The sequence below is a fragment of the Pseudomonas sp. B5(2017) genome (assembly GCF_002112825.1).
Lineage (GTDB): Bacteria > Pseudomonadota > Gammaproteobacteria > Pseudomonadales > Pseudomonadaceae > Aquipseudomonas > Aquipseudomonas putida_Z.
Genome location: NZ_NEIR01000015.1, coordinates 51,292 through 75,612, shown reverse-complemented (window position 1 = coordinate 75,612; position 24,321 = coordinate 51,292). Strand labels below are relative to the sequence as shown.

General features: G+C 60.2%; 22 protein-coding genes and 1 pseudogene. All 23 read left to right on the top strand.

Translation table 11 applies throughout. The features are described 5' to 3' along the window. Positions 1 to 84: 84 nt before the first annotated feature. The 23 genes and pseudogenes from rpsA to rfbA all read left to right on the top strand — a co-directional run bounded on the left by rpsA (position 85) and on the right by rfbA (position 24,211). Positions 85 to 1,761 (top strand): 30S ribosomal protein S1, encoded by a 1,677-nt coding sequence (gene rpsA / locus CAG00_RS21895; protein ID WP_003252673.1) that lies wholly within the window; start codon positions 85 to 87, stop codon positions 1,759 to 1,761. 87 nt (positions 1,762 to 1,848) lie between these two features. Further along, positions 1,849 to 2,907: an acyltransferase gene (locus tag CAG00_RS21890; protein ID WP_176240910.1), complete on the top strand. Its 1,059-nt coding sequence runs from the start codon at positions 1,849 to 1,851 to the stop codon at positions 2,905 to 2,907. Positions 2,908 to 3,496: 589 nt separating this feature from the next. Then, on the top strand, positions 3,497 to 3,796 hold the full coding sequence (gene ihfB, locus CAG00_RS21880; protein WP_013971456.1) for an integration host factor subunit beta: 300 nt from the start codon (positions 3,497 to 3,499) through the stop codon (positions 3,794 to 3,796). 19 nt (positions 3,797 to 3,815) lie between these two features. Beyond that, positions 3,816 to 4,079 carry a lipopolysaccharide assembly protein LapA domain-containing protein gene (locus tag CAG00_RS21875; protein ID WP_085617676.1) on the top strand — a complete coding sequence of 88 codons (264 nt, stop codon included), beginning with the start codon at positions 3,816 to 3,818 and terminating at the stop codon, positions 4,077 to 4,079. A gap of 102 nt (positions 4,080 to 4,181) precedes the next feature. Further along, positions 4,182 to 5,606, top strand: coding sequence for an MBL fold metallo-hydrolase RNA specificity domain-containing protein (locus CAG00_RS21870; RefSeq protein WP_085665324.1), 1,425 nt, complete (start codon positions 4,182 to 4,184; stop codon positions 5,604 to 5,606). A 234-nt stretch (positions 5,607 to 5,840) separates the two neighbouring features. After that, positions 5,841 to 6,902 (top strand): LPS O-antigen chain length determinant protein WzzB, encoded by a 1,062-nt coding sequence (locus tag CAG00_RS21865; protein WP_085665323.1) that lies wholly within the window; start codon positions 5,841 to 5,843, stop codon positions 6,900 to 6,902. Positions 6,903 to 6,982: 80 nt separating this feature from the next. Beyond that, positions 6,983 to 7,543 (top strand): annotated as a pseudogene (gene rfbC / locus CAG00_RS29160) (dTDP-4-dehydrorhamnose 3,5-epimerase); the annotation flags it as partial. Then, entirely contained in the window at positions 7,535 to 7,957 is a 423-nt protein-coding gene (locus CAG00_RS29155) for an FdtA/QdtA family cupin domain-containing protein (RefSeq protein WP_236222652.1), read from the top strand. The pseudogene rfbC and the gene CAG00_RS29155, both read left to right, overlap by 9 nt. Further along, complete coding sequence (locus tag CAG00_RS21855; RefSeq protein WP_085590002.1) at positions 7,950 to 8,417, top strand: acyltransferase; 468 nt, start codon at positions 7,950 to 7,952, stop codon at positions 8,415 to 8,417. The genes CAG00_RS29155 and CAG00_RS21855 overlap by 8 nt, the downstream gene beginning before the upstream one ends. After that, complete coding sequence (locus CAG00_RS21850; protein WP_085665322.1) at positions 8,410 to 9,522, top strand: DegT/DnrJ/EryC1/StrS aminotransferase family protein; 1,113 nt, start codon at positions 8,410 to 8,412, stop codon at positions 9,520 to 9,522. The genes CAG00_RS21855 and CAG00_RS21850 overlap by 8 nt, the downstream gene beginning before the upstream one ends. Before the next feature lie 3 nt (positions 9,523 to 9,525). Beyond that, entirely contained in the window at positions 9,526 to 10,797 is a 1,272-nt protein-coding gene (locus CAG00_RS21845) for an O-antigen translocase (protein ID WP_085665321.1), read from the top strand. 6 nt (positions 10,798 to 10,803) lie between these two features. Beyond that, positions 10,804 to 12,237 carry a hypothetical protein gene (locus CAG00_RS21840; protein WP_085665320.1) on the top strand — a complete coding sequence of 478 codons (1,434 nt, stop codon included), beginning with the start codon at positions 10,804 to 10,806 and terminating at the stop codon, positions 12,235 to 12,237. A gap of 2 nt (positions 12,238 to 12,239) precedes the next feature. Beyond that, positions 12,240 to 13,505: a hypothetical protein gene (locus tag CAG00_RS21835; protein ID WP_176240909.1), complete on the top strand. Its 1,266-nt coding sequence runs from the start codon at positions 12,240 to 12,242 to the stop codon at positions 13,503 to 13,505. Next, on the top strand, positions 13,465 to 14,313 hold the full coding sequence (locus tag CAG00_RS21830) for a hypothetical protein (RefSeq protein ID WP_085590012.1): 849 nt from the start codon (positions 13,465 to 13,467) through the stop codon (positions 14,311 to 14,313). The genes CAG00_RS21835 and CAG00_RS21830 overlap by 41 nt, the downstream gene beginning before the upstream one ends. Then, on the top strand, positions 14,310 to 15,017 hold the full coding sequence (locus CAG00_RS21825; RefSeq protein ID WP_046615532.1) for an acyltransferase: 708 nt from the start codon (positions 14,310 to 14,312) through the stop codon (positions 15,015 to 15,017). Before CAG00_RS21830 ends, CAG00_RS21825 begins: the two co-directional genes overlap by 4 nt. After that, positions 15,014 to 16,105: a glycosyltransferase family 4 protein gene (locus CAG00_RS21820; RefSeq protein WP_085590014.1), complete on the top strand. Its 1,092-nt coding sequence runs from the start codon at positions 15,014 to 15,016 to the stop codon at positions 16,103 to 16,105. The genes CAG00_RS21825 and CAG00_RS21820 overlap by 4 nt, the downstream gene beginning before the upstream one ends. Next, positions 16,095 to 17,204, top strand: a complete 1,110-nt coding sequence (locus CAG00_RS21815; protein ID WP_085590016.1) for a DUF1972 domain-containing protein — start codon at positions 16,095 to 16,097, stop codon at positions 17,202 to 17,204. Before CAG00_RS21820 ends, CAG00_RS21815 begins: the two co-directional genes overlap by 11 nt. Beyond that, positions 17,204 to 18,193 carry an SDR family oxidoreductase gene (locus CAG00_RS21810; protein ID WP_085665318.1) on the top strand — a complete coding sequence of 330 codons (990 nt, stop codon included), beginning with the start codon at positions 17,204 to 17,206 and terminating at the stop codon, positions 18,191 to 18,193. The genes CAG00_RS21815 and CAG00_RS21810 overlap by 1 nt, the downstream gene beginning before the upstream one ends. Then, positions 18,190 to 19,203, top strand: a complete 1,014-nt coding sequence (locus CAG00_RS21805) for a glycosyltransferase family 4 protein (RefSeq protein ID WP_085617693.1) — start codon at positions 18,190 to 18,192, stop codon at positions 19,201 to 19,203. The genes CAG00_RS21810 and CAG00_RS21805 overlap by 4 nt, the downstream gene beginning before the upstream one ends. 58 nt (positions 19,204 to 19,261) lie before the next feature. Further along, positions 19,262 to 21,259 (top strand): nucleoside-diphosphate sugar epimerase/dehydratase, encoded by a 1,998-nt coding sequence (locus CAG00_RS21800; RefSeq protein WP_085665317.1) that lies wholly within the window; start codon positions 19,262 to 19,264, stop codon positions 21,257 to 21,259. A gap of 101 nt (positions 21,260 to 21,360) precedes the next feature. Beyond that, entirely contained in the window at positions 21,361 to 22,431 is a 1,071-nt protein-coding gene (rfbB, locus tag CAG00_RS21795; protein WP_085590025.1) for a dTDP-glucose 4,6-dehydratase, read from the top strand. Further along, the gene (gene rfbD / locus CAG00_RS21790; RefSeq protein WP_085665316.1) at positions 22,428 to 23,324 is read left to right on the top strand and encodes a dTDP-4-dehydrorhamnose reductase; all 897 of its coding nucleotides are present in this window, start codon (positions 22,428 to 22,430) and stop codon (positions 23,322 to 23,324) included. Before rfbB ends, rfbD begins: the two co-directional genes overlap by 4 nt. Positions 23,325 to 23,329: 5 nt before the next feature. Next, a complete protein-coding gene (gene rfbA, locus CAG00_RS21785; protein WP_085590156.1) occupies positions 23,330 to 24,211 on the top strand; it encodes a glucose-1-phosphate thymidylyltransferase RfbA in 882 nt (293 codons plus the stop codon). Positions 24,212 to 24,321: the final 110 nt, after the last annotated feature.

Below are 24,321 nucleotides of genomic sequence, written 5' to 3'. Positions count from 1 at the left end.
CGGCTTTCCTTTACTTAAAACAAACCCACATTGTCTGGAATGTGGCTATGGGCGTCTGTTTCGCCCGAATCTACAGGAATTAAAATGAGCGAAAGCTTTGCAGAACTCTTTGAAGAAAGCCTGAAAACCCTCAATCTTCAGCCGGGTGCCATCATCACCGGTATCGTTGTCGACATCGACGGCGACTGGGTTACCGTACACGCTGGCCTGAAGTCCGAGGGCGTCATCCCGCTCGAGCAGTTCTACAACGAAGCTGGCGAGCTGACCATCAAGGTCGGTGACGAAGTTCACGTTGCGCTGGACGCGGTCGAAGACGGCTTTGGCGAAACCAAACTGTCCCGTGAAAAAGCCAAGCGCGCCGAGTGCTGGATTGTTCTGGAAGCAGCTTTCGCCGCCGAAGAAGTGGTCAAGGGCGTTATCAACGGTAAGGTTAAGGGCGGCTTCACTGTCGACGTTAACGGCATCCGTGCGTTCCTGCCGGGCTCCCTGGTTGATGTCCGCCCTGTGCGCGACACCACCCACCTGGAAGGCAAAGAGCTGGAATTCAAGGTCATCAAGCTGGACCAGAAGCGCAACAACGTTGTCGTTTCCCGTCGCAGCGTGCTGGAAGCCGAGAACAGCGCCGAGCGCGAAGCCCTGCTGGAAACCCTGCAGGAAGGCCAACAGGTCAAGGGTATCGTCAAGAACCTCACCGACTACGGCGCCTTCGTGGACCTGGGCGGTATCGACGGCCTGCTGCACATCACCGACATGGCTTGGAAGCGCATCAAGCACCCATCGGAAATCGTTAACGTTGGCGACGAAGTCGACGTACGCGTTCTGAAGTTCGACCGTGAGCGCAACCGCGTTTCGCTGGGTCTGAAGCAGATGGGCGAAGATCCGTGGGTAGCTATCACTGCCCGTTACCCAGAAGGTACTCGCGTACAGGCTCGCGTTACCAACCTGACCGACTACGGCTGCTTCGCTGAGCTGGAAGAAGGCGTTGAAGGTCTGGTACACGTTTCCGAAATGGACTGGACCAACAAGAACATCCACCCGTCGAAAGTCGTTCAGGTTGGCGACGAAGTGGAAGTCATGGTTCTGGACATCGACGAAGAGCGTCGTCGTATCTCCCTGGGCATCAAGCAGTGCAAGTCCAACCCATGGGAAGACTTCTCCGGCCAGTTCAACAAGGGTGACAAGATCACCGGTACCATCAAGTCGATCACCGACTTCGGTATCTTCATCGGCCTGGACGGCGGCATCGACGGTCTGGTTCACCTGTCCGACATCTCCTGGAACGAAACCGGCGAAGAAGCCGTGCGTCGTTTCAAGAAGGGCGACGAGCTGGAAACCGTCATCCTGTCGGTCGACCCAGAGCGCGAGCGCATCTCCCTGGGCATCAAGCAGCTGGAAGACGATCCATTCTCCAACTTCGTTGCTGTCAATGACAAGGGCGCTATCGTCAAGGGCATCGTGAAAGAAGTTGACGCCAAAGGCGCCATCGTCACTCTGGCCGACGACATCGAAGCTACTCTGAAAGCTTCCGAAATCAGCCGTGACCGCGTTGAAGACGCGCGTAACGTCCTGAAGGAAGGCGAAGAGATCGAAGCCAAGATCATCAGCGTTGACCGCAAGTCCCGCGTTATCAGCCTGTCCATCAAGTCGAAGGACGATGCTGAAGAGCGCGAAGCCATCCAGAGCCTGAAAAACGCTCCGGAAGCGGCTGCCGACACCACCATGGCTGCGCTGCTGCGCGAAGCAATGGCCAAGCAGAACTGAGTTCTGTTTGATCGGTAAAAAAGGGCGACCCTCGGGTCGCCCTTTTTTTATGTCGGAAATGGTCCATATCGGAGGTGGATGATGTTGATGTTTGGCGACGTCATGAAAGGTCGCGGGCGTGATAACAATTTCCTGGTCATCAGGTTGCTGGCGGCAACCGCTGTGGTAGTTGGGCATTCCTTTGCGTTGTCCTACCTGGAGTGCCTGAGTTGTGCCGACCCGGCGTTGCTGCTGGGTATGCCGGTGCCGGTTCACAGCCTGGGCGTTGAAGTGTTCTTCATGGTCAGCGGGTTCTTGATCGCTGCCAGTGGTGAGCGCAATGGTGCACGGGATTTCTACCTGGCGCGCGCACTGAGGATCTTGCCTGGTTTGCTGGTGTGTCTGCTGCTCATGGCCTTTGTGCTGGGGCCAGTGGTTACCTCGTTGCCGCTTGCCGAGTATTTCTCGAAAGGCCAGGTTTACAAGTACGTCTACAGCCCGCTGTTGATATTCAAGGATGCCCAGTTCGTGCTGCCCGGCGTGAGTTTTACTCCGAGGTTTCATGGGGTTTCGGTCAATGGCAGTTTGTGGACCATTCCGCTGGAAATGCGCATGTACCTGGTGCTGGGGGTATTGGTGCTGGTGGCCAGGGTTTGTCGATGGCCGATGGCAGGGCTGACGCTGGCGGCGCTGGTGATTGCGCTGGGGCTGCATACCCTGCATCCGGCTTATGGGGAGTACCCATTCAAGTTGGTGGTGTGTTTCCTGGCGGGTTCGGCGTTCTATTCGTGCCGGGCGGTGATCCCGCATGGGTGGTGGCTGCTGCTTGCCTGCGCCGGATTGTTCTTGCTGAGCAAGGGTGGGCGCTTCGAGGTGTTTACCTGCGCCATCCTGACGCTTTACGGCACGTTGTACTTTGCTTACTGCCCGCAGGTGAAGCTGCCTTCGTTGGTGCAGGATTACTCGTACGGTATCTACCTGTATGCATTTCCGATCCAGCAAGTGTTGGCGGGGGCCATGCCATGGGCCGGTCCCTACTGGTTGATGTTGGCTGCGGTGCCGGCGTCGTGGTTTGCGGGCTATGTTTCGTGGGAGCTGGTAGAGAAGCCTGCCTTGGCGATGCGCAAACGCTTTTCCCGAGCGGGTTCCCGGCAGCAATTGGCATAGGCGTCCGGGTTCCAGCAGCTGGCGTGTCCGCCCCCCCCCTCAGTGGGATAATGGTGTGTCCACCTCTCCGGAAACTGGCGCGATCCCTCTGTGGAAGCGGGTTCACCCGCGAACACCGGCGTAGCCGGTGCCATCCATGGCATCGCCCGCTCTTACAGAAGGTGGTGTAGCCTTCAAGGCATGTGCTGCCTCAGTGGTATTACGGTGTGCCCAACTCTCCAGAAACTGGCGCGATCCCCTGTGGTAGCGGACATGCCCGCGAAGCAGGCGACGCGATGGATGGCACCGGCTACGCCGGTGTTCGCGGGTGAACCCGCTCCCACAGAGGGTGGTGTGGCCTTCAAGGCATGTGCTGCCTCAGTGGTATATCGGTGTGCCCCACCTTTCCGGAAGCTGGCGCGATCCCCTGTGGGAGCTGGCTTGCCGGCGATGAGGACGGGCCTGCCAGGCGCCGCCAGCTAGACCATCCCTGTAAAACTTCAATCTTGAATTTTTTTATTAAGTCAAGAACCACCCTGTTCAAATCCCTCCCAGCGTGCTACAAACTGGTTAAGCAATGATCTAGCTGCTTGATAACGAAGGGAAAAATATGACGAAGTCGGAGCTGATCGAACGTATTGTCACCCATCAGGGGCTGCTCTCGTCCAAGGACGTGGAGCTGGCCATCAAGACCATGCTTGAGCAGATGTCACAATGCCTTGCCACTGGCGATCGCATCGAGATCCGCGGTTTTGGCAGCTTCTCGCTGCACTATCGCGCCCCTCGCGTAGGCCGTAACCCGAAGACCGGCCAGTCGGTCAGCCTCGAAGGCAAGTTCGTGCCGCACTTCAAGCCTGGCAAGGAGTTGCGCGATCGGGTCAATGAAGAAGAACATGAGGCCCACACCTGATTCCACAAGGAGCAATCTGATGCGTAACCTCAAGCGCGCCCTGGCGGCGGTGTTCGTGCTGCTGTTGGCGGCTGTGGTGCTGTTCTTCGTGCTGGAGAACCAGCAAACCGTCTCGTTGGTCCTGTTCGGTTGGGCAGCCCCGGCCGTGCCAGTCGCCGTGCTGGTCCTGGCCGCCCTGGTCATTGGCCTGGCAGTCGGGCCGCTGCTGGGTGCCTACGGCGTGCAGCGCAGCAAGCGCAAGATCAGGGCTTCTGCCCGCCAGGCAGCACTGAACGGTAACTAAGGATATTTCCTACAACTGTTTGGGAAAGTCTCACCTATGCCTGTACCGGCCGTCATGGAGTAATAACGCACTTCATTTTCGGCCCAGGCGAGTGTGCGCAGCATGGAATATCCTGTCCTTTCCCATCACGGTGGTGCCCGTGGCGTCACCGGCTCATGCCATCAACTGCACCTCGCCCCGTCCACCAGCCTGCTGATCGACTGCGGCCTGGAGCAGGGCGCCGAGGCCGCGCCAGGCGCAGCATCGGCACCGTTGGGCTTCGACGTGCAGGGTATTCAGGCCCTGGTCATCACCCATGTGCATCTCGACCATGTAGGTCGCATTCCGGCATTGCTGGCTGCCGGCTACCGTGGCCCGATCCTGTGCAGCGAGCCGTCCGCCCGGCTGCTGCCTCTGGTGCTGGAAGATGCCTACAAACTGAGTATCAGCAGTGAGCCCGCCCAAGTGGCGAGGTACCTGGAGTTCATCCGCGACCTGATCGTGCCGGTGCCTTTCGAGCAGTGGCACACCCTGGTCGAGCGCCCCGGCCTCGGTTGCCGCATTCGCCTGCAGCGCGCTGGTCATCTGCTGGGTTCGGCCTATGTCGAATGCGATGTGCAGCGTGAACAAGCCAATACCCGATATGTGTTCTCCGGTGACCTTGGCGCCGGTGGCAACCCTTTGCTGCGCCCTGTGCTGCCCCCGGAACGGGCCGATGTGCTGGTACTGGAAAGCACCTACGGCGACCGCCTGCACCCGCCTGCAGGCGACCGGCAGCAGCGGCTGGAAGCGGCCATCGACCGCGCCCTTGCCGACCAGGGCACGCTGCTCATTCCGGCCTTCAGTCTCGGCCGCACCCAGGAGCTGCTGTACGAGCTCGAAGGCATTCTTCATCGCAAGGCCTTGCTGAACAAGGCCGGCCCGGCCTCCGAGGGCGACCCGCTCGACTGGTCACAGCTGCCCATCATCCTTGACTCACCATTGGCCCAGCGCATTACCGGTGTGTACCGGGAGTTGCACGACTACTGGGATGCCGAAGCCAGGGCGCGCCTGGCAGAAGGGCGCGACCCGCTTGGCTTCAGCCAGTTGATCAGCGTGGACACCCATGCCCGCCACCAGCAGGTGGTCAATTACCTGAAGAGCACCGGGCGGCCGGCGATCGTGATTGCTGGCAATGGCATGTGTTCGGGTGGGCGCATCGTCAATTACCTCAAGGCCATGCTCGGGGATCCGCGGCACGAGGTGATGTTTATCGGTTATCAGGCCAAGGGCACGCCGGGCGCGGTGATACAGGCGAGTGAAGGGGCGGAAGGGTTTGTGCAGATTGATCTGGATGGGCGGATGTATGAGGTGCGCGCAAAAGTCGTAACCTTGCCGGGCTACTCTGGTCATGCGGATCAGCAGGGGTTGGTTAGCTTCGCGCTGGATGGTGCGAAAGCCGCAAGGAAGGTTGTGCTGGTACATGGAGAAGCTCGGGCGAAATCAGCTTTGGCCGAAGCATTAAGCAAGCGCGGCGGTAGGGAGGTCGACGTCATGGTTGCCCAGTAGCGAGCCGCAGGCCGTCGGCTCGTGGGGCGGCGGTGGAACTTTGTTGACGGTATCTTTCTCTTAGATCGGATAAGTGCTAAAGCTGTAGGTCGTTTCGAGCGGTCTGCGGTGGATGAGCAAAATGCCGCTACGCTTAGCTTCAGCTGGTCTTTCGTCAGGTCAGCTGCAGCCAAGGCTAAGCCTGGCTGACATAGGAATCATGCAAATGGCCGGATCTAAGGAAAACGAGAACAAATGCGAAATGAACGTAGTCCCGGAGTCGAAAATGACGAAGTTGATGTTCTCGAACTCTGGCATGTCTTGTGGAGTCGTAAGCTGCTCATCCTTTCGTGCGTTGTTTTAGTTACTGCAGCTACTCTTGTTTATGTTTGGCTAAAGACGCCGATGTATGAGGCCAAGTCTTTTATATTGCCACCTACCAAGAATGATATTGCCCAGTTGAACTATGGCCGCACTGAAGCCAGCGGCCTCAAAGCGTTTACACCCAAAGATGTTTATCAGATTTACCTGCGTTCCCTGCAATCCGAGTCACTGCGGCGCCAGTTTTTTCGCGCGGTCTATTTGCCTAATTTGCCAGAGGTCGCCCGCCAAGGCTCTCAAGATGCACTTTATGACCAGTTTGGCAAGGTATTGACTGTGGGGGCTGTGGCGGGAGATAGTGCCGAGCGCTTTTTGATCAGGGCGTTAAGCGACGACCCCAAGATGAGTGTGAAGTGGGTAACGCGTTTTTCGGAAATGGCCAGCGACCTTGCTAAAAAGACGCTGGTTGAAGATGCCGATACTGAAGTGAAGGTGCTGGTCAAGAACCTGGAGCAACAGATCCGCAGCGCACGAGATGCGGCGCACAAGCAGCGGGAAGATCAAATCGCCCGCCTTGAAGAGGCGCTGAAAGTTGCCAAGGCAGTGAACCTGAGCAAGCCCCCCATCATTGCCAGTGGCATGGATACTGAGGTGTCTGGCGGCATGCAGGGCGCACTGACCTACATGCGCGGTAGCCAGGCCCTTGAGGCAGAGCTTGCAAACCTTCGCACGCGGGAGTCCGATGACCCATTCGTCGCCGGTTTGCGGGAGATCCAGGAGAAACTCGACTTCTACCGCAACCTGCAGCTGAACCCGGCCGTGATCGAGGTGTTTCAGCAGGATGGTGCCATCGAGGTGCCTGATACCCCGGTCCGGCTGCGCAAATTGCTTATTGTCGTAGGGGGTGTGTTCGCAGGGCTGGTACTCGGTGTGCTCCTGGCCGCATTTACCCACCTGGTATCTACTGAAAGAGAGCGTCGTCTGGGGCGCGTTTGAGCTACCCCGCCCCCCCCGAGCCTGTATGCTGCGGGAAGAGTCGAACTGATAGTAATAAATTTCAACAAGAGGCTGGTTGCGTGAAGCTCATAGAAACAAATATCTCGGACGTAGTCGTTTTTGAACCTACCGTTTTCGAGGACGACAGGGGCTGGTTCTATGAGTCTTATAGCGAGCCTAAGTTTCATGCCTTGCTCAGTGCGCAAGGTATTACCCTTCCGCCTTCTTTTGTTCAGGAAAATTGCTCTTTATCCAAAAAGGGCGTCATGCGCGGCTTGCACTATCAGCTTTATCCATTTGCCCAAGGCAAGTTGGTAAGCGTGGTCAAGGGCGCAGTGTTCGACGTGGCAGTGGATATTCGAAAAGGCTCCCCTACCTTCGGGCAGTGGGTAGGCATGGAGCTGTCGGCGGCCAACCGCAAGATGATGTGGGTGCCTGAAGGCTTCGCCCATGGTTTTATCGCGCTGGAAGAAGATACGGTGTTTCAGTACCGCACGACCAATGTCTATTCCAAAGAGCATGAACGCAGCATTGCCTGGAATGACCCGGACCTTGCCATCGAATGGCCACAGCTGGAGGGGCTGCTGATCAGTGACAAGGATGCGATTGCGCCAACCCTTGCCGAGGCTGACTTGCCACCGCTGATCCTGAAAGGGCAGGCGGAAGACTTGGTACTACCGATCATTGGTGATGATCGCGGGAGCCTGATCAGTATTGAAAAGGCGTTGAATATCCCGTTTGCCATCCGTCGCGTCTACTACATCTTCGGTACCAAGGCCGGCGTCAGCCGCGGCTTCCATGCCCACCGGGATCTCCAGCAACTGATAATCTGCCTGGCCGGCAGTTGCCGCATGACCCTGGATGACGGTACCGGCCGAGTCGACCATATGCTTGACGCGCCACAGAAAGCCTTGCTGATCAAGAATATGGTCTGGCGTGAAATGCATGATTTCAGTGAAGACTGCGTACTCATGGTCATCGCCAGTGAAACCTACGACGAGCGTGATTACATTCGCAGTTACGATGACTTCAAGAGGCTGATCGCCCATGCCTAGCATTCATGCCTTGGCCGATGTACAAACCGATGCCATCGGTGAAAAAACCAGAGTCTGGCAATACGCGGTCATCCTCAAAGGTGCGCGAATTGGCAGCAACTGCAACATATGCGCCCACACCCTGATCGAAGGAGGGGTTGTAGTCGGGGACAACGTCACCGTGAAAAGTGGTGTGTTTCTGTGGGAGGGGCTCGTGATCGAGGACAATGTCTTCATTGGCCCCAATGCTACATTCACCAACGACAGAGTACCGCGCTCCAAGTGTTACCCCGAGGCATACGAAGTCACGGTGCTGAAGGAAGGCTGCAGCATCGGTGCCAACGCAACATTGCTCCCGGGCGTCACGATTGGTCGACATGCCATGGTAGGTGCCGGTGCCGTCGTGACAAAGGATGTACCTGATTACTGCGTGGTAGTGGGTAATCCGGCAAAAATAACAAGGGAGCTAGAGCATGGTTGATTTCCTGAATCTCAAGGCCGTCAATAAACAGTACCGCGAAGAATTGTTGCAAGCGTGTGCCGATGTCATCGATTCCGGCTGGTACATCGGCGGTAGCGCTCTGGCCCGCTTTGAAAGCAACTTTGCCGCTTATTGCGGTACCGCTCATTGCATTGGCGTGGCAAACGGCCTCGATGCGCTGACGTTGACCTTGACTGCCTGGAAACAGCTGGGGCGGGTGAAGCAGGGTGATGAAGTCATCGTCCCGGCCAATACCTACATTGCGAGCATCCTGGCAATCACCGCCAGTGGGCTTGAGCCTGTGCTCGTCGAACCTGACCCCGCAACCTTCAATATTGATACCTCCCTCATACGCCAGGCTATTACCGACAAGACGCGCGTCATCCTGCCGGTACACCTGTATGGGCAAATTGCAGACATGAAGGCGATCACCGAGATTGCCGCCGAATACGGTTTGCTGGTACTCGAAGACTCGGCCCAGGCTCACGGTGCCTCAATCGATGGCAAGCGGGCGGGGAGCTGGGGGAATGCCTCGGGCTTCAGCTTCTATCCGGGCAAGAATCTGGGTGCGCTCGGTGATGCCGGGGCGATAACCACCTCGGATGCCGAGTTGGCGGAAGTGCTGCGCGCCCTCAGAAACTACGGCTCCCATGAGAAGTACAAGAACTTGTACGTCGGAGTGAACAGTCGTTTGGACGAGATCCAGGCGGCTATGCTGGACGTGAAGCTCAAGTATCTGGGTGAAGAAATCAGCCGGCGCCGGCACATCACCAAGTGCTACCGCGCGGGCATTCAAAATGCTCAAATCGTCCAGCCGCAAAATAGTGTTGTCGAGGAGCATGTCTGGCATCTGTATGTAGTACGCACGCCGCACAGAAACGATTTGCAGCAACATCTTCGCGAGCAAGGGATACAGACGCTGGTTCACTACCCAATCCCGCCTCACAGGCAGCAGGCTTACAGTCAGTACAACGGTTTGAGCCTGCCGCTGACTGAAAAAATTCATGATGAAGTGCTCAGCCTGCCTGTCGACCCCACCATGAGCGACGCGGATATTCAGACGGTCATCGATGCCTGCAACAGTTTTACTGTGTCCGGGCAATAATACATGACGTTGATCAAGACCAGTCTGCTGAATGCTATTGCTGTTTTTGTAAAGATGGCGACATTGCTGGGGCTCAACAAGGTGCTGGCCCTTTATGTAGGGCCAGCGGGTTACGCGGCGATCGGGCAATTGCAGAATGCCGTTACCATGTTCACGACACTGGCCAGCGGCGCTGTCAGCACAGGGGTAACCAAGTACACGGCGGAGTTTGCTGATCGGCCGGACGAACAACACAGGATCTGGCGAACTGCCGGGACGCTGTCACTGCTGGTTTCGTGTGTATTGGCAGTGCTGATCGTGGCCATGCGGGCACCATTGGCAGGTTGGTTTTTCAACGACGAAAAACTCGCCCCAGTGCTGGTGTGGTTTGCCGCTACCTTGGTATTTTTTGCTTTCAACTCTTTGCTGCTGGGCATTCTGAACGGCAAGAAAGACGTTCAGCGCTACGTGCTTGCCAATATTTCTGGCAGCCTGATATCGCTGGTGGTGACCTGTGCCCTGACCATCAGGCTGGGGTTGTACGGTGCGCTGGTTTCGCTGGCTGTGTACCAGTCGTTGAGCTTCGTGGCCACCTTGGTCATCTGCATGCGCACATCATGGTTCCGCCTCTCAGATTTCATCGGGGCGCTGGACAAGCAGTCCTTGTCCCGGCTGGCAAAGTTTGCCCTCATGGCCGTTGTGACAGCATGTTCTCTGCCCGTTTGCCATGTGTTCATCCGGGATTACCTGGGGGCGGAGTTCGGCTGGGATCACGCTGGTTACTGGGAGGCCATGTGGCGGTTGAGCACGGCCTATCTCATGTTGATCACCACGACGCTTGCGGTCTATTACCTGCCGAGGCTCTCGGAGCTTTCAGATGCAGGTGAACTTCGTCGGGAAATCATTCAGGGATACAAGCTCATCCTGCCCCTGACCATTGCTGCCGGCCTGGTTATCTACCTGCTCAGGGACTTCATCATCCATGTCCTTTTCTCGGCGTCATTCCTGCCCATGCGTGAGCTGTTCGCATGGCAGATGGTAGGGGACAGCTTGAAGGTCATCAGTTGGTTGATGGCCTACCTGATGCTCGGCAAGGCACTCACCCGGTTGTATCTGATTACCGAAGTCCTCTCGACGCTTTCGCTTTATGCTCTGACGGTCTATTTCACCCAGTTGTGGGGGTATGAAAAAGTTACCCTTGCATACGCGGCAAACTACCTGTTGTACGGAGTCGTGATGTATTTCTCGGTATTCCGTCGTTTGCACATTATTGTTGGCGATACGACGCGGAGCTGAGTAGAGATGAAGGACGTCATCGAACAGTTACATGGGCGCATCCTTGGCGCTGAACCTGCCCAGGCATTGGTGCAGGCGCAGGTCTATGGGGCACTGCTCTGGGCGGTGGACCTGGGTATTTATGATGCCACCGCGCTGGAGCGCCACCTGGTGGCCCGATGCGCCAGCCAGGTCACGCTGCCGGCTGTCAGCAGCGTATCGCGCGGCTGCCTGCATGTGGTCAGCGAACCCTATATGCAAGGCGGGCACACCCGGCTGATGGAGCGCCTGGCGCACATGCACGAGGGGCCTGTGGACCTGCTGGTCGCGCGCAGCGCCAAGCCCCAGGTGCTCGAACGCCTGGCAGGCTATTTCGCCCATATCGAGGTGGCGCGCGGCGATGACCCGTGTGCCCGCCTGCAGTCCATCGTCGACATCCTGGCCCAGTACGACAAGGTGGTGTTGCACATTCACCCGGACGACATCATCACCACCGTCGCCTGCGGCCTGCTGAAGCAACAACGTGGCGCCGCGCTGACAGTGTATTTCGTCAACCATGCCGACCACGTGTTCAGCTTTGGCGCGTCGGTGGCCGACGTGTATTTCGAGATCAGCGCCTACGGGCACCACCTGGACAAGAAAAAGCACCTCTCCTGCCAGAAGAGCTTCCTGGCGATACCGATCGAGACCAGCGGCGCCAAAGTGCCGGGTGCCGTGCCAACCCATGAGCGGATCAAGGTGTTCAGCGCTGCCTCGGCGGCCAAGTACAAGCCCCACGGCGGCCTGGACATGCGTCCGTCGATCACGGCGATTCTTCAGCGTTTCCCCAATGCCGAGTGCTGGATCATCGGTGCCAACCCCCTGACCAACACCTGGTGGTGGACAGTGAAGCTGCGCTACCCAAAGCGCTTCTTCATCCGCCGCCACCTGCCGTACAAGGACTACCTGGCCTTTGCGGAAAAAGCCGACTTCTACCTGGACAGCTACCCTATACCCGGTGGCACGGCGTTCGCCGAGCAATTGCTCAAGGGCCGGCGTTGCGTGGGGCTGGTGGCGCCGATTCAGGGCTATTCCCCGGCAGACGGCCTGAAGGTGGCCAGCATCGACCAGCTGCTGGCCAGCATCGAACAACCCCGGCCCAGTGCCTCGGTGGTGGAAGCGGTGCAGCGGGTCAACTCGCTGGAGTCGGTGAAAGCGCGTTACCTGGCGTGCATCGAGCGGGGCGAATTCAGCGAGAACGAACTGGCAGCCATGTTGCCGTGGACGGGCAACCTCGATTTCATGAAACCGACAGGTAAGGTCACTAGCATGATCCCTGCGGATGCCTTCGACGCCCTGTGCCGCATAGACACGAACCTGGCGTTGCGAACCCTGTTTGCCTACGCCTGGGTGCCGAGAATCAAACTCTTGATCAAGGTCGTGCTGTTCCGGCTGGCCAGGCTGACCAGAGCGCGAGGGTGAGTGTGATCAGGATATTTATCGGCGTGCTGTTCTGCCTGCTGTTCTTCAGCGACTTCGTCGTGTTGACGCTGGAGCTGGGCAGTGTGTTTGCCGGTTGGCGAGAAATGATCAGCCTGCTGATGATCATGTGGCTGCTGCTGCGGGTGCTGGCCAGTGTCACGGCACGTGGCATGGTCAACCTCGAAGTCGGGCGGTGGTTGCTGGTCGTGCTGTTCTTCGTCTTCCTGTATCTGCTGTTCGGCGACCTTAGAGCGTCGTCGGTGCGCATGTTCCGCGCACTGGCCGTGCCGGTGTTCGTCGGCATGGCGGTGGCCATCTGGGCCCACGCGGTGTCGACCGAGAAGAAGCTGCGCCATGTGTACTGGTCGGTGCTGGCGATGAGCGTACTTACCGGCGCGTATGCGTTTTACCAGTACCTGACCATCGTCTCGGCCGAGCAGTTCTGGTACTGGCCGCTGCTTACCGCCAAAGGCTATGAGCTGCAACCCTACAACTCGATGCGTGACGGGCTGCCGCGGGTTTCCGGTTTCTTTACCGGCACGCTGGAGTTTTCTGCGGTAATCCTCAATACCGCCGCCATGACCCTGGCCGTGTTGCTCAGCGGGCGCAACTGGTCTTTGACCCGGCGCCTGCTGCTGAGTGTTGCCTTCCTGCTGCTGTGCGGGCTGATTGTGATCGGTTCGGTGCGTACGGCCATGATCGGCCTGGTGTGCATCTGCTCGATGCTGGTGGCGGCCCGGGTACTGCGTACGGCCTGGCTGATCTCCCTGCTGGGCTACCTGCAGTTCGTGGGCCTGACCGTGGCGATTTTCGCCTACCTGTCGATGGGCTACACCGAGGACTTGTCGGCACTGGACCGTGAGCGGCAGTGGCTGCACATGTTTGAGGTGCTTGGCGCGCACCCCATGGGCTATGGCTTTGGCGCGGTAGGCCCGGGCCAGCCGCACTGGTTCGATTCGTTCTGGCTCAACCTGCTGGCCACCTGCGGTCTGGTCGGCCTGCTGATCATGGCCGGGTTGATCCTCTGGTATCACAAGCTGGTGACGATCATCGTCCGGGACAGGCCTCACGGCAGCTCCTGGAAAAACGGCCTGGGCAACTTCGTGATTGCCAGCTATCCGTTCTTCCTGAGCTCGTTCTTTTTCCAGTCCTATACGAACAGTGTTGTCCTCTACATTTTCGCGATCGTGGTGATGGTGATCATTGGTGAAAACAGAAGAACAAAAGTTGAGCCTGGCAGTCCTGATCGTTCTGTATCGGAAAGCTAGCCAGGACTCGATTGCCCTGCAGTCGTTGCTCGCGCAGCAGGCGTTACTGCGTGACGAGGGTATCGACCTGCAGCTGTACGTCTGGAACAACTCCCCCGGCGTGGCACAGCCGTGCCCGGGCGTACGCTGGTACGAGGCGGACAACCAGCGGTTGTCGGTGGTCTACAACCAGGTGGCCGAACAGGCGTTTGCCGCCGGGGTCGACCTGTTCATGATCTCGGACGACGACACCAACTACTCGAACATCCGCCTGTCCAGCTGCCTGGCGCAGATCGGCCAGGTACGCCGTGCGCCAGGCGGCGAGCAGGTGGGCGTGTTCATGCCCCGGCTGGTCAGCCATGGGCAACTGGTCAGCCCCGGCAAGCGCTGGTTGTTCATGGGCCGCCTTACCCCCAACGTGGCCGCGGGGCTGGTGGACTCGAAAAACCTGCTGGGCATCAACAGTGGCCTGATCTTCACTCGCGAGTGCTTCCAGCGCATGACGCCTTTCTATGACGAGCGGTTGCGCTTCTATGCCACCGATACCGACTTTTTCATCCGCTACGAGGGTTATTTCCCCAAGGCCTGCGTGCTGGATGTGGAGATTGCCCACGACCTGTCCGAGCACAGTGCCGATACCCCCGAGCGTGCCTTGTTCCGCTTCGAGGAAATGATCCACGGGCTGCGTATCAGCTTCCATTCCCACGGCCTGCTGGAGCGAGGCCTGCTTGACCTGTACCTGGTCTATGCGGCCATTCGCAAAGCGGTGGCCTACCGCCGTCCGGCCTTCGTCAAGGCCTTGTTTACCCAGGTGAGGGCCGTGAAATGATGCATGCCTTGCTCGAAAAGCTGGTGCTGCTGGTTAAAAAGCGCCCATTGGTTGTCGACCGGCGCATCTCGTCGGGCTATCTGCTGGGGCTGTTCGTGACCAAGCTGCTGATGGCCTGCCGCGGCGTGATCCGCCTGCGCCGGCGGCGCCTGGCGTTCATCGGCTCGGGGGTAACCCTGAAGGAAGTGGGCAAGATCGAGTACGGCCCGGGGCTGGTCATTGACCAGGGCTGCTTCGTCGATGCCTTGTCCAATGACGGCATCCGCTTCGGCACCGCCGTGTCGCTGAACAAGCACATCATCATCGAGTGCACCGGCAGCCTGGCCAACATCGGCAAGGGCCTGGTGATTGGCGACAACGTCGGCCTGGGTGCCGGCTGCTTCCTGGGCTGCGCCGGCGGCATCGAGATCGGCAGCGACACCATCATCGGCAACTTCGTCAGCTTCCATTCGGAAAACCACAACTTCGAAGACCCGCTGCAACCCATCCGCCTGCAGGGCGTGACCCGCCAGGGCATCAAGGTGGGCCGCAACTGCTGGATCGGCGCCAAGGTGACCGTACTCGATGGCGCGGTGATCGAAGACGGCTGCGTGTTCGCCGCAGGGGCGGTGGTGGCCGCGGGCGTGTACCGCAAGAATTCGATTTATGGCGGTGTGCCGGCCAAGTTCATCAAGGCGCGCGTAGCGGAAGAAGGGGTGGCATGAAAACGTTGCACTTTGTCCATCTGCTGAATGACTACAGCGGCAGCCCCCGGGTGTTGAACCAGACCATCACCGCGCTACAGCGACACGGCGCCGACTGCACCCTGCATGTGGGCAGCAGCGGCCACGGTGTGCTCGACGAGCTGCAGGTACGCACCTGCAGGTTTGCCTACAAGCGCTTCGACAACCGCTGGCTGACCTTGCTGGCGTATGCCGGCTCGCAGGTGGCGCTGTTCTTCAGCCTGTTGCGCCAGGTGCGGCCGGGGTCGATCGTGCTGGTTAACACCATGCTGCCCTTTGGTGCCGCCCTGGCCGCCCGTTTGCGCGGTGCCAAGGTGGTCTACCACGTGCACGAAACCTCCATCCGGCCTGCGCTGCTCAAGGCGTTCCTGCGCCGGGTGATTGCCGGCTGTGCCAGCAAGGTGGTCTACGTGTCGAAGTACCTGCAGGTACAAGAGGGCGTGGCCGGCGTGCCAGCGGTGACCGTGTACAACGGGCTGGCCGAGGGCTTCCAGCAGCAGGCAATGGCCACGCCGTACCAGCACTTGCACGACGGCAGCTTCAACGTGCTGATGCTGGCGTCGTTGAAGGGCTACAAAGGGGTGGACGAATTTGTCGCCCTGGCCACCGCACTGGCCGCGAACCCTGTGCTGAAGTTCACCCTGGTGCTCAATGCCAGCCCGCAGGAAGTGGACGCCTACTTTGCCGGCAAGGTTCTGCCGCAAAACCTCATGCTCAGCCCGGCCAGTGCCGAGGTGGCGAAGTTCTACCGCAATGCCAGCCTGGTGCTGAACCTGTCCCATGTGGACGGCTGGGTTGAAACCTTTGGCCTGACCATTCTCGAGGCGATGGCTTTCGGCATCCCGACCATAGTGCCCCCGGTAGGCGGCCCGGTCGAACTGGTCAGTGACGGGGTTGAGGGCTACCAGATCGATTCGAAAAACCATGAACAACTGGTGCGCACCGTTGCGCGCCTGTCGCAGGACCCACAGGTGTGCCAGGCACTGTCCGAGTGCGCACGCAGGAAAGCGAGTGAGTTTTCCACTGCCAACTTCCAGAAAAAAATCGTGATGGTGTTTGATGACCTATAAGATTGCAGTGATTGGTACGGTCGGTTTACCCGCTCAATACGGTGGTTGGGAAACACTGACCGAGCAATTGGTGCGCAACCTGCCGGGTGACTGCGAACTCACCGTATATTGCAGTGCGCCCCATTACCCCCAGCGCCCGAAGTTTTTCGAGCGTGCCCGCCTGGTCTACCTGAACCTCAAGGCCAATGGCGTGCAAAGCATTCCGTACGATGTGCTGAGCATGCTGCACGCCTACCGCAAGCATGACCTGATGCTGATTCTGGGTGTTTCCGGCTGCATTGCCCTGCCTTTCATGCGCCTGCTGACCCGCAAGCCGATCGTGGTGAACATCGACGGCTATGAATGGAAGCGCGCCAAGTGGTCCAACTTCGCCCGCTGGTTCCTGAAGTTGTCCGAAGCGGTGGCCGTGCGTTTTGCCCACGCGGTCATCACCGACAACAAGGTGTTGCAGGAATACGTGACCGCCGAATACAACAAACCCAGCGAACTGATTGCCTACGGTGGCGACCAGGCCCGGGCCGGCGAGCCAAGCGAGCAAGCCCGCCAGGCTTACCCCTTCCTGGGTGCGCCCTATGCCTTTACGGTGTGCCGCATCGAGCCGGAGAACAACATCCATGTCATTCTCGAAGCCTTCGCCGGCTCTGGCATGCCGCTGGCGATCATCGGCAACTGGAACCACAGCGAATACGGCGTGCAACTGCGCAAGCAATACGAAGGGGTAAGCAACATTCACCTGCTGGACCCGATCTACGACGTGGAGCAACTGAGCCCGCTGCGCAGCAATGCCACGGTGTACCTGCATGGCCACAGCGCCGGCGGCACCAACCCGTCGCTTGTCGAAGCCATGTGGCTGGGCCTGCCGGTGGTGGCCTTCGATGTGTCGTTCAACCGCGCCACCACCGAAGACCAGGCGCTGTACTTTGCCGACAGCACCTCGCTGCGCAACCACGCCCAAGCCCTGTTTGCCGATGAAGGCGCCCGTGCGCAGCTTTCGGCGCGCCTGCATGAAATTGCCAACCGCCGTTACCGATGGTCGGTGGTGGCAGACCAGTACCGTAGCGTGTTCACCCGCCTGCTGGGCCGGGCGGGGAGAGGCTGATGGCCGAGCAAGGCAACGGGCAACGGCCAGGTATCCTGGCCACCGGCGGTAGCGGTTTTGTCGGCAAGGTGTTGCTGCAACGGCTTGCTGCAGACACACGCTGGGCGCCGCGCGCGCTGGTACGGCAAGCGCCCGGCCAGCGGCTGGCGGGCGTCGACTACCGGCCATTCAGCGAACTGGCGGCGGTGGATGTTGCGTCCGGGCATTTCGAGCATGTCGACACCGTAATCCACCTGGCCTCCCGCGTGCACGTTATGCAGGAAACCGCCGCCGATCCGCTGGCCGAGTTCCGCCGGGTAAACGTGGAAGGTACCCTGAGCCTGGCCCGGGCCGCCGCCCAGGCCGGTGTGCGGCGCTTCATTTTTGTAAGCTCGGTGAAGGTGAACGGCGAAACCACCAACGGCCGCCAGCCGTTCACCGCCGATGAAACCCCCGCGCCTTCGGACCCGTACGGCATCTCCAAGCGCGAAGCCGAAGACGGCCTGCGCCAATTGGCGGCTGAAACCGGGCTGGAAGTGGTGATCGTGCGCCCGGTGCTGGTGTATGGTCCAGGCGTGAAAGCCAACTTCCGCAGCATGATGAACTGGCTGAGCAAAGGTGTGCCGCTGCCATTTGGCGCCATCCACAACAAACGCAGCCTGGTGGCGCTGGACAACCTGGTGGACCTGTTGCTGACCTGCATCGACCACCCGGCCGCCGCCAACCAGACTTTTCTGGCTAGCGATGGCCACGACCTGTCCACCACCGAACTGCTGCAACGGTTGGGCAAGGCGCTGGGCAAGCCAGCCAGGTTGTTGCCCGTGCCCGCCGCCTGGTTGAAGGGCGCGGCCACCTTGGCCGGCAAGGCCGGGCTGGCCCAGCGCCTGTGCGGCTCGCTGCAGGTAGACATTGGCAAAACCCGTGAACTGCTGGGCTGGCAGCCCCCGCTGGATGTCGACCAGGCACTGCGGGCTACGGCACTCAACTTTCTGAAAGAGCAAGACAAATGATGGCATGGTGGCTTATCCCCCTGGTCGCAGGGGCATCCCTGCTTTTGACCGCAGTGCTGCGGCGCTACGCCCTGAACAAGCAGATCATCGACGTGCCCAACGCGCGCAGTTCGCACACCGTGCCCACCCCACGGGGTGGCGGTGTGGCCATTGTGCTGAGCTTTCTTGGCTGCCTGCCGCTGCTGGGCCTGGCGGGCGCTGTGCCGCTGCCGGCACTGGTTGCCATCGGCGGGGCAGGGGCACTGATCGCGGTAATCGGCTTCATGGACGACCACGGCCACATCGCTGCCCGCTGGCGCCTGCTTGGCCACTTCGCCGCGGCCGCCTGGATGCTGTACTGGCTGGGTGGCCTGGCGCCGCTGCAAGTGTTCGGCTTTACCCTGGACCTGCAGTGGTTCGGCTACATCCTGGCCGCGTTCTACAGCGTGTGGATGCTCAACCTGTATAACTTCATGGACGGTATCGACGGCATCGCCAGCGTCGAAGCGGTGACCGCCTGCCTGGGCATGGTGCTGCTCTCGGCCCTGGCCGGTGTGCCACAGTTGATGGCGTTGCCACTGTTGCTGGCCGCGGCCACGCTGGGCTTCCTGTTCTGGAACTTCCCGCCGGCCAGGATCTTCATGGGTGACGCTGGCAGTGGCTTCCTTGGTATCGTGCTGGCAGGCCTGTCGCTGCAGGCGGCCTGGGCCGCGCCGCAGCTGTTCTGGTGCTGGCTGATCCTGTTGGGCGTGTTCGTGGTCGACGCTACCTTCACCCTGATCCGCCGCCTGCTGCGCGGCGACAAGGTGTACGAAGCGCACCGCAGCCACGCCTACCAGTTCGCCTCGCGCCACTATGGCAAGCACCTGCCGGTGACCCTGGCTGTGGCCGGGCTCAACCTGTTCTGGCTGCTGCCGGTGGCCTTGTGTGTGCTGTTGCTGGGCCTGGACGGCGTGTTGGGCGTGATCATCGCCTACCTGCCATTGGCGTTTCTGGCCGTGCGCTGGCGCGCCGGTGAACTCGAACACTAGCTAGAGTGATAGAAAGAAGACGCTAGACATGTCACTTTGCAACACTCTCAGAGGTTCTATGGATAAGCTGCGCTCAAGACTGCTTGGACTACCTCGACGCCACAAACGGCTGATCCAGGTAGCGACCGATGTAATTCTGGTCTGGTTCGCGCTGTGGCTGGCGTTTGTCGTGCGCCTGGGCATCGATGACCTGGCCAACCCTGTCCGTGATCACACCTGGCTGTTCATCACGGCGCCGATCATCTCGATCCCGTTGTTCATCCGCTTTGGTCTTTACCGGGCGGTGATGCGCTATTTCGGCAATGACGCACTGATCGCGATCATCAAGGCGGTGACCCTGTCGGCGCTGATCCTCGGTTTCATCATCTACTGGGCCAGCAACCACCAGAACGTGGTGCCGCGCTCGATCACCTTCAACTACTGGTGGCTGAGCCTGATCATGGTCGGAGGCCTGCGTCTGGCCATGCGCCAGTACTTCCTCGGCGACTGGTTTGCCACTGCCGTGCAGCACGTGCCCTTTGCCAACCGCGACGACGGCCTGCCACGGGTGGCCATCTACGGCGCCGGCTCGGCCGGTAACCAGCTGGTGGCGGCGCTGCGCATGGGCAAGGCCATGCGCCCGGTAGCGTTCATCGACGACGATGCCAGCATCACTGACCGAGTGATCGCCGGCCTGCAGGTGTACCAGCCGGAACAACTGCAACGCATGATCGACGATACCGGCGCCGAAGAAATCCTGCTGGCGCTGCCCTCGGTGAGCCGCAGCCGTCGTCGCGAAATCCTCAACCTGCTGGAAGGCTACCCGCTGCACGTGCGCAGTGTGCCCGGCTTCATGGACCTGGCCAGCGGCCGGGTCAAGGTGGACGACATCCAGGAGGTGGACATTGCCGACCTGCTGGGCCGCGACGCGGTACCGGCGCAAGGCGACCTGCTACAGCACTGCATCATCGACCAGACGGTCATGGTGACCGGTGCCGGCGGCTCTATCGGCTCCGAGCTGTGCCGCCAGATCCTCGGGCAGACACCGCGCACCCTGCTGTTGTTCGATCACAGCGAATTCAACCTGTACACCATTGCCGGCGAACTGGAGCAGCGCATCATTCGCGAAGGCCTGGCGGTGCAGCTGATCCCCATCCTCGGCTCGGTCCGCGACCAGGCCAAGATGCTCGACGTGATGCGCGCCTGGCAGGTGGACACCGTGTACCACGCCGCTGCCTACAAGCATGTGCCGATTGTCGAGCACAACATTGCCGAAGGCCTGACGAACAACGTGTTCGGCACCCTGTACACCGCCCAGGCGGCGCTGCAGGCCGGCGTTGCCAACTTCGTGCTGATTTCCACCGACAAGGCCGTGCGCCCCACCAACGTGATGGGCAGTACCAAGCGCCTGGCCGAAATGGTGCTGCAGGCCCTTAGCCGTGAGCTGGCGCCGGTACTGATGGGCGAAACCGGCAATGTCTCACAGGTGAACAAGACCCGCTTCACCATGGTGCGTTTCGGCAACGTGCTGGGCTCGTCGGGCTCGGTCATTCCGCTGTTCCACAAGCAGATCAAGGCCGGTGGGCCGCTGACCGTGACCCACCCGAAAATCACCCGCTACTTCATGACCATCCCCGAGGCCGCGCAGCTGGTGATCCAGGCCGGTTCCATGGGGCAGGGCGGCGATGTGTTCGTGCTGGACATGGGCGAACCAGTGAAGATCGTGGAGCTGGCGGAAAAGATGATTCACCTGTCCGGCTTCAGCATCCGCTCCGAGCGCAACCCGCTGGGCGACATCGCCATCAACTTCACCGGCCTGCGCCCGGGCGAGAAGTTGTACGAAGAGCTGCTGATCGGCGACAACGTGATTGCCACCCGCCACCCCATGATCATGAGCGCACACGAGGACTACCTGCCTTGGGATGCGCTGAAGCAGCGCCTTGACGCCCTGCGCGCGGCGACTGCGGAAGATGACTTTGCCACCGTGCGACAGCTGCTGCGTGACACCGTAAGCGGCTACGTGCCTGGCGGTGACATTGTGGATTGGCTGTACCAGCGCCGGCGCATGGAGCCCTGAACGCTGCACTTACAAAATGAACGGCGGTGCCGATACAGGAACGCCTACATGAACTTCAAACGCTGTGAAGTTTGAACGCGGGAATTGGGAAGAACTGAACGATGACTATTCTGGTAACTGGTGGTGCGGGCTTCATTGGCGCGAACTTCGTGCTGGACTGGCTGGCCGGCAATGACGAGCCCGTGGTCAACCTCGACAAACTCACCTACGCAGGCAACCTGCAGACCTTGAGCAGCCTGCAGAACGACGCGCGGCACATTTTCGTGCATGGCGACATTGGTGATTCCGCGCTGGTGGAACAGCTGCTGAAAACCCACCAGCCACGCGCCATCGTCAACTTTGCCGCCGAGTCCCACGTCGACCGCTCGATCCACGGCCCGGAAGACTTCATCGAAACCAACATCGTCGGCACCTTCCGCCTGCTGGAAGCCGTACGCGCCTACTGGGGCGGCCTGGATGAGCAATCGCGTCAGGCCTTCCGCTTCCTGCATGTGTCCACCGACGAAGTGTATGGTTCGCTGGCCGCCGATGAACCGGCCTTCACCGAAACCCACCAGTACCAGCCCAACAGCCCGTACTCGGCCAGCAAGGCTGCCAGCGACCACCTGGTGCGCTCGTACCACCACACCTACGGCCTGCCGGTGCTGACCACCAACTGCTCGAACAACTACGGCCCTTACCACTTCCCGGAAAAGCTCATCCCGCTGATGATCGTCAACGCCCTGGCCGGCAAACCGCTGCCGGTATACGGCGACGGCCAGCAGATTCGCGACTGGCTGTACGTCAAGGACCACTGCAGCGCCATCCGCCGCGTGCTGGAAGCCGGCAAGACCGGCGAGGTGTACAACGTGGGCGGCTGGAACGAAAAGCCCAACCTGGAAATCGTCAACCGCGTGTGCGCCCTGCTGGACGAACTGCGCCCCCGCGCCGACGGCAAGCCCTACGCCGAGCAGATCACTTACGTGACCGACCGCCCAGGCCATGACCGCCGCTATGCCATCGACGCCCGCAAGCTCGAGCGCGAACTGGGCTGGAAGCCTGCCGAAACCTTCGAAACCGGTATTCGCAAGACCGTGGCCTGGTACCTCGACAACCAGGAGTGGGTGCAGAACGTACAGTCCGGCAGCTACCGCGACTGGGTCGAGAAAAATTACGCAGGGCGCTCGGCATGAAGATTCTGCTACTGGGCAAGGACGGCCAGGTAGGTTGGGAGCTACAACGCAGCCTGGCCCCGCTGGGCCAGGTGCTGGCGCTCAATTCCCGCAGCCAGGCACACTGCGGCGACCTGGCCAACCTGCCGGGCCTGGCCGAAACAGTGCGCGCCTACGCCCCCGATGTAATCGTCAACGCCGCCGCCTACACTGCCGTGGACAAGGCGGAAAGCGACCGTGAACAAGCCTTCAAGGTAAACGCCGAAGCCGTCGGCGTGCTGGCCCGCGCCGCCGCCGACTGCGGAGCATTGCTGGTGCATTACTCCACCGATTACGTGTTCCCAGGGCAGGGTACCCAAGCTTGGCGCGAAGACGACAGCGTCGGCCCACTGAATGCCTATGGCGAAAGCAAGCTGGCCGGCGAACAGGCCATCCAGGCCGCCGGTTGCCAGCACCTGATCTTCCGAACCTGCTGGGTGTATGCCGCACGCGGCAACAACTTCGCCAAGACCATGCTGCGCCTGGCTGCGGAACGCGACAGCCTGGGCGTGATCTACGACCAGCACGGCGCCCCGACCGGCGCCGAACTGATCGCCGACATCACCGCCCACGCAATCACCGCCACCCGCCACGACCCGGCCCTGGCTGGCCTGTATCACCTGGCGGCGGCCGGTGAAACCACCTGGTACGGCTACGCCCGTTACGTGCTGGAGCAGGCAGCGGCCTTGGGTGTGCCATTGAAAGCCCACGCCGAACAGGTCAACCCGTTGACCACCGACGCCTACCCGACCCCGGCCAAGCGGCCGGCCAACTCGCGTCTGGACACCCATAAACTGCAGCAAGCCTTTGCCCTGAACCTGCCAGACTGGCGCCTGGGTGTGGCTCGCATGCTTACGGAAATACACGAGAAATGACCACTATGAAGCGTAAAGGCATCATTCTGGCGGGCGGGTCGGGTACCCGTCTGCACCCCGCGACCCTGGCTATTTCCAAGCAGCTGCTGCCGGTTTACGACAAGCCGATGATCTACTACCCGTTGACCACCCTGATGCTGGCGGGTATCCAGGACATCCTGATCATCTCCACCCCGCAGGACACCCCGCGTTTCGAGCAACTGCTGGGCGACGGCCACCAGTGGGGCATCAACATCAGCTACGCCGTGCAGGCCTCGCCAGACGGCCTGGCGCAGGCCTTTCTGATTGGTGAAGACTTCATTGGCAACGACCTGTCGGCACTGGTGCTGGGCGACAACATCTATTACGGCCACGACTTCCAGCAACTGCTGCGCAACGCCATGGATCGCGACGAAGGCGCCAGCGTGTTCGCCTACCACGTGCACGACCCCGAGCGTTACGGCGTGGTCGAGTTCGATGAGAAGGGCAAGGCGATCAGCCTGGAGGAGAAGCCGACCAAGCCGAAGTCCAGTTATGCCGTGACCGGGTTGTACTTCTACGACAAGGACGTGGTCGAGATTGCCAAAGGCATCAAGCCATCTGCGCGGGGTGAGCTGGAGATTACCGATTTGAACCGGGTATACCTGGAGCAGAACCGGTTGTCGGTGGAGATCATGGGGCGCGGGTATGCCTGGCTGGATACCGGGACGCATGACTCGTTGCTCGAGGCGAGTGGGTATATCGCGACTATTGAGCGGCGGCAGGGGTTGAAGGTGGCTTGTCCGGAAGAGGTGGCGTACAGGCAGGGGTGGATTGGGGCGGAACAGTTGCTGAAGTTGGCGGAGCCGTTGGCTAAGAATGGGTATGGGCAGTATTTGAAGAGGTTGGTGGGGGATAGGGTTTATTGAATTATATGCAGATGTCTTGAGTGGAAAAACCCTCCGTTAATTGCTCCAAGCTAGTGACAGAGCGCTTAATAATTCAGCAGGACGTGTATCTCCATGGCTTCTGGCCTTCG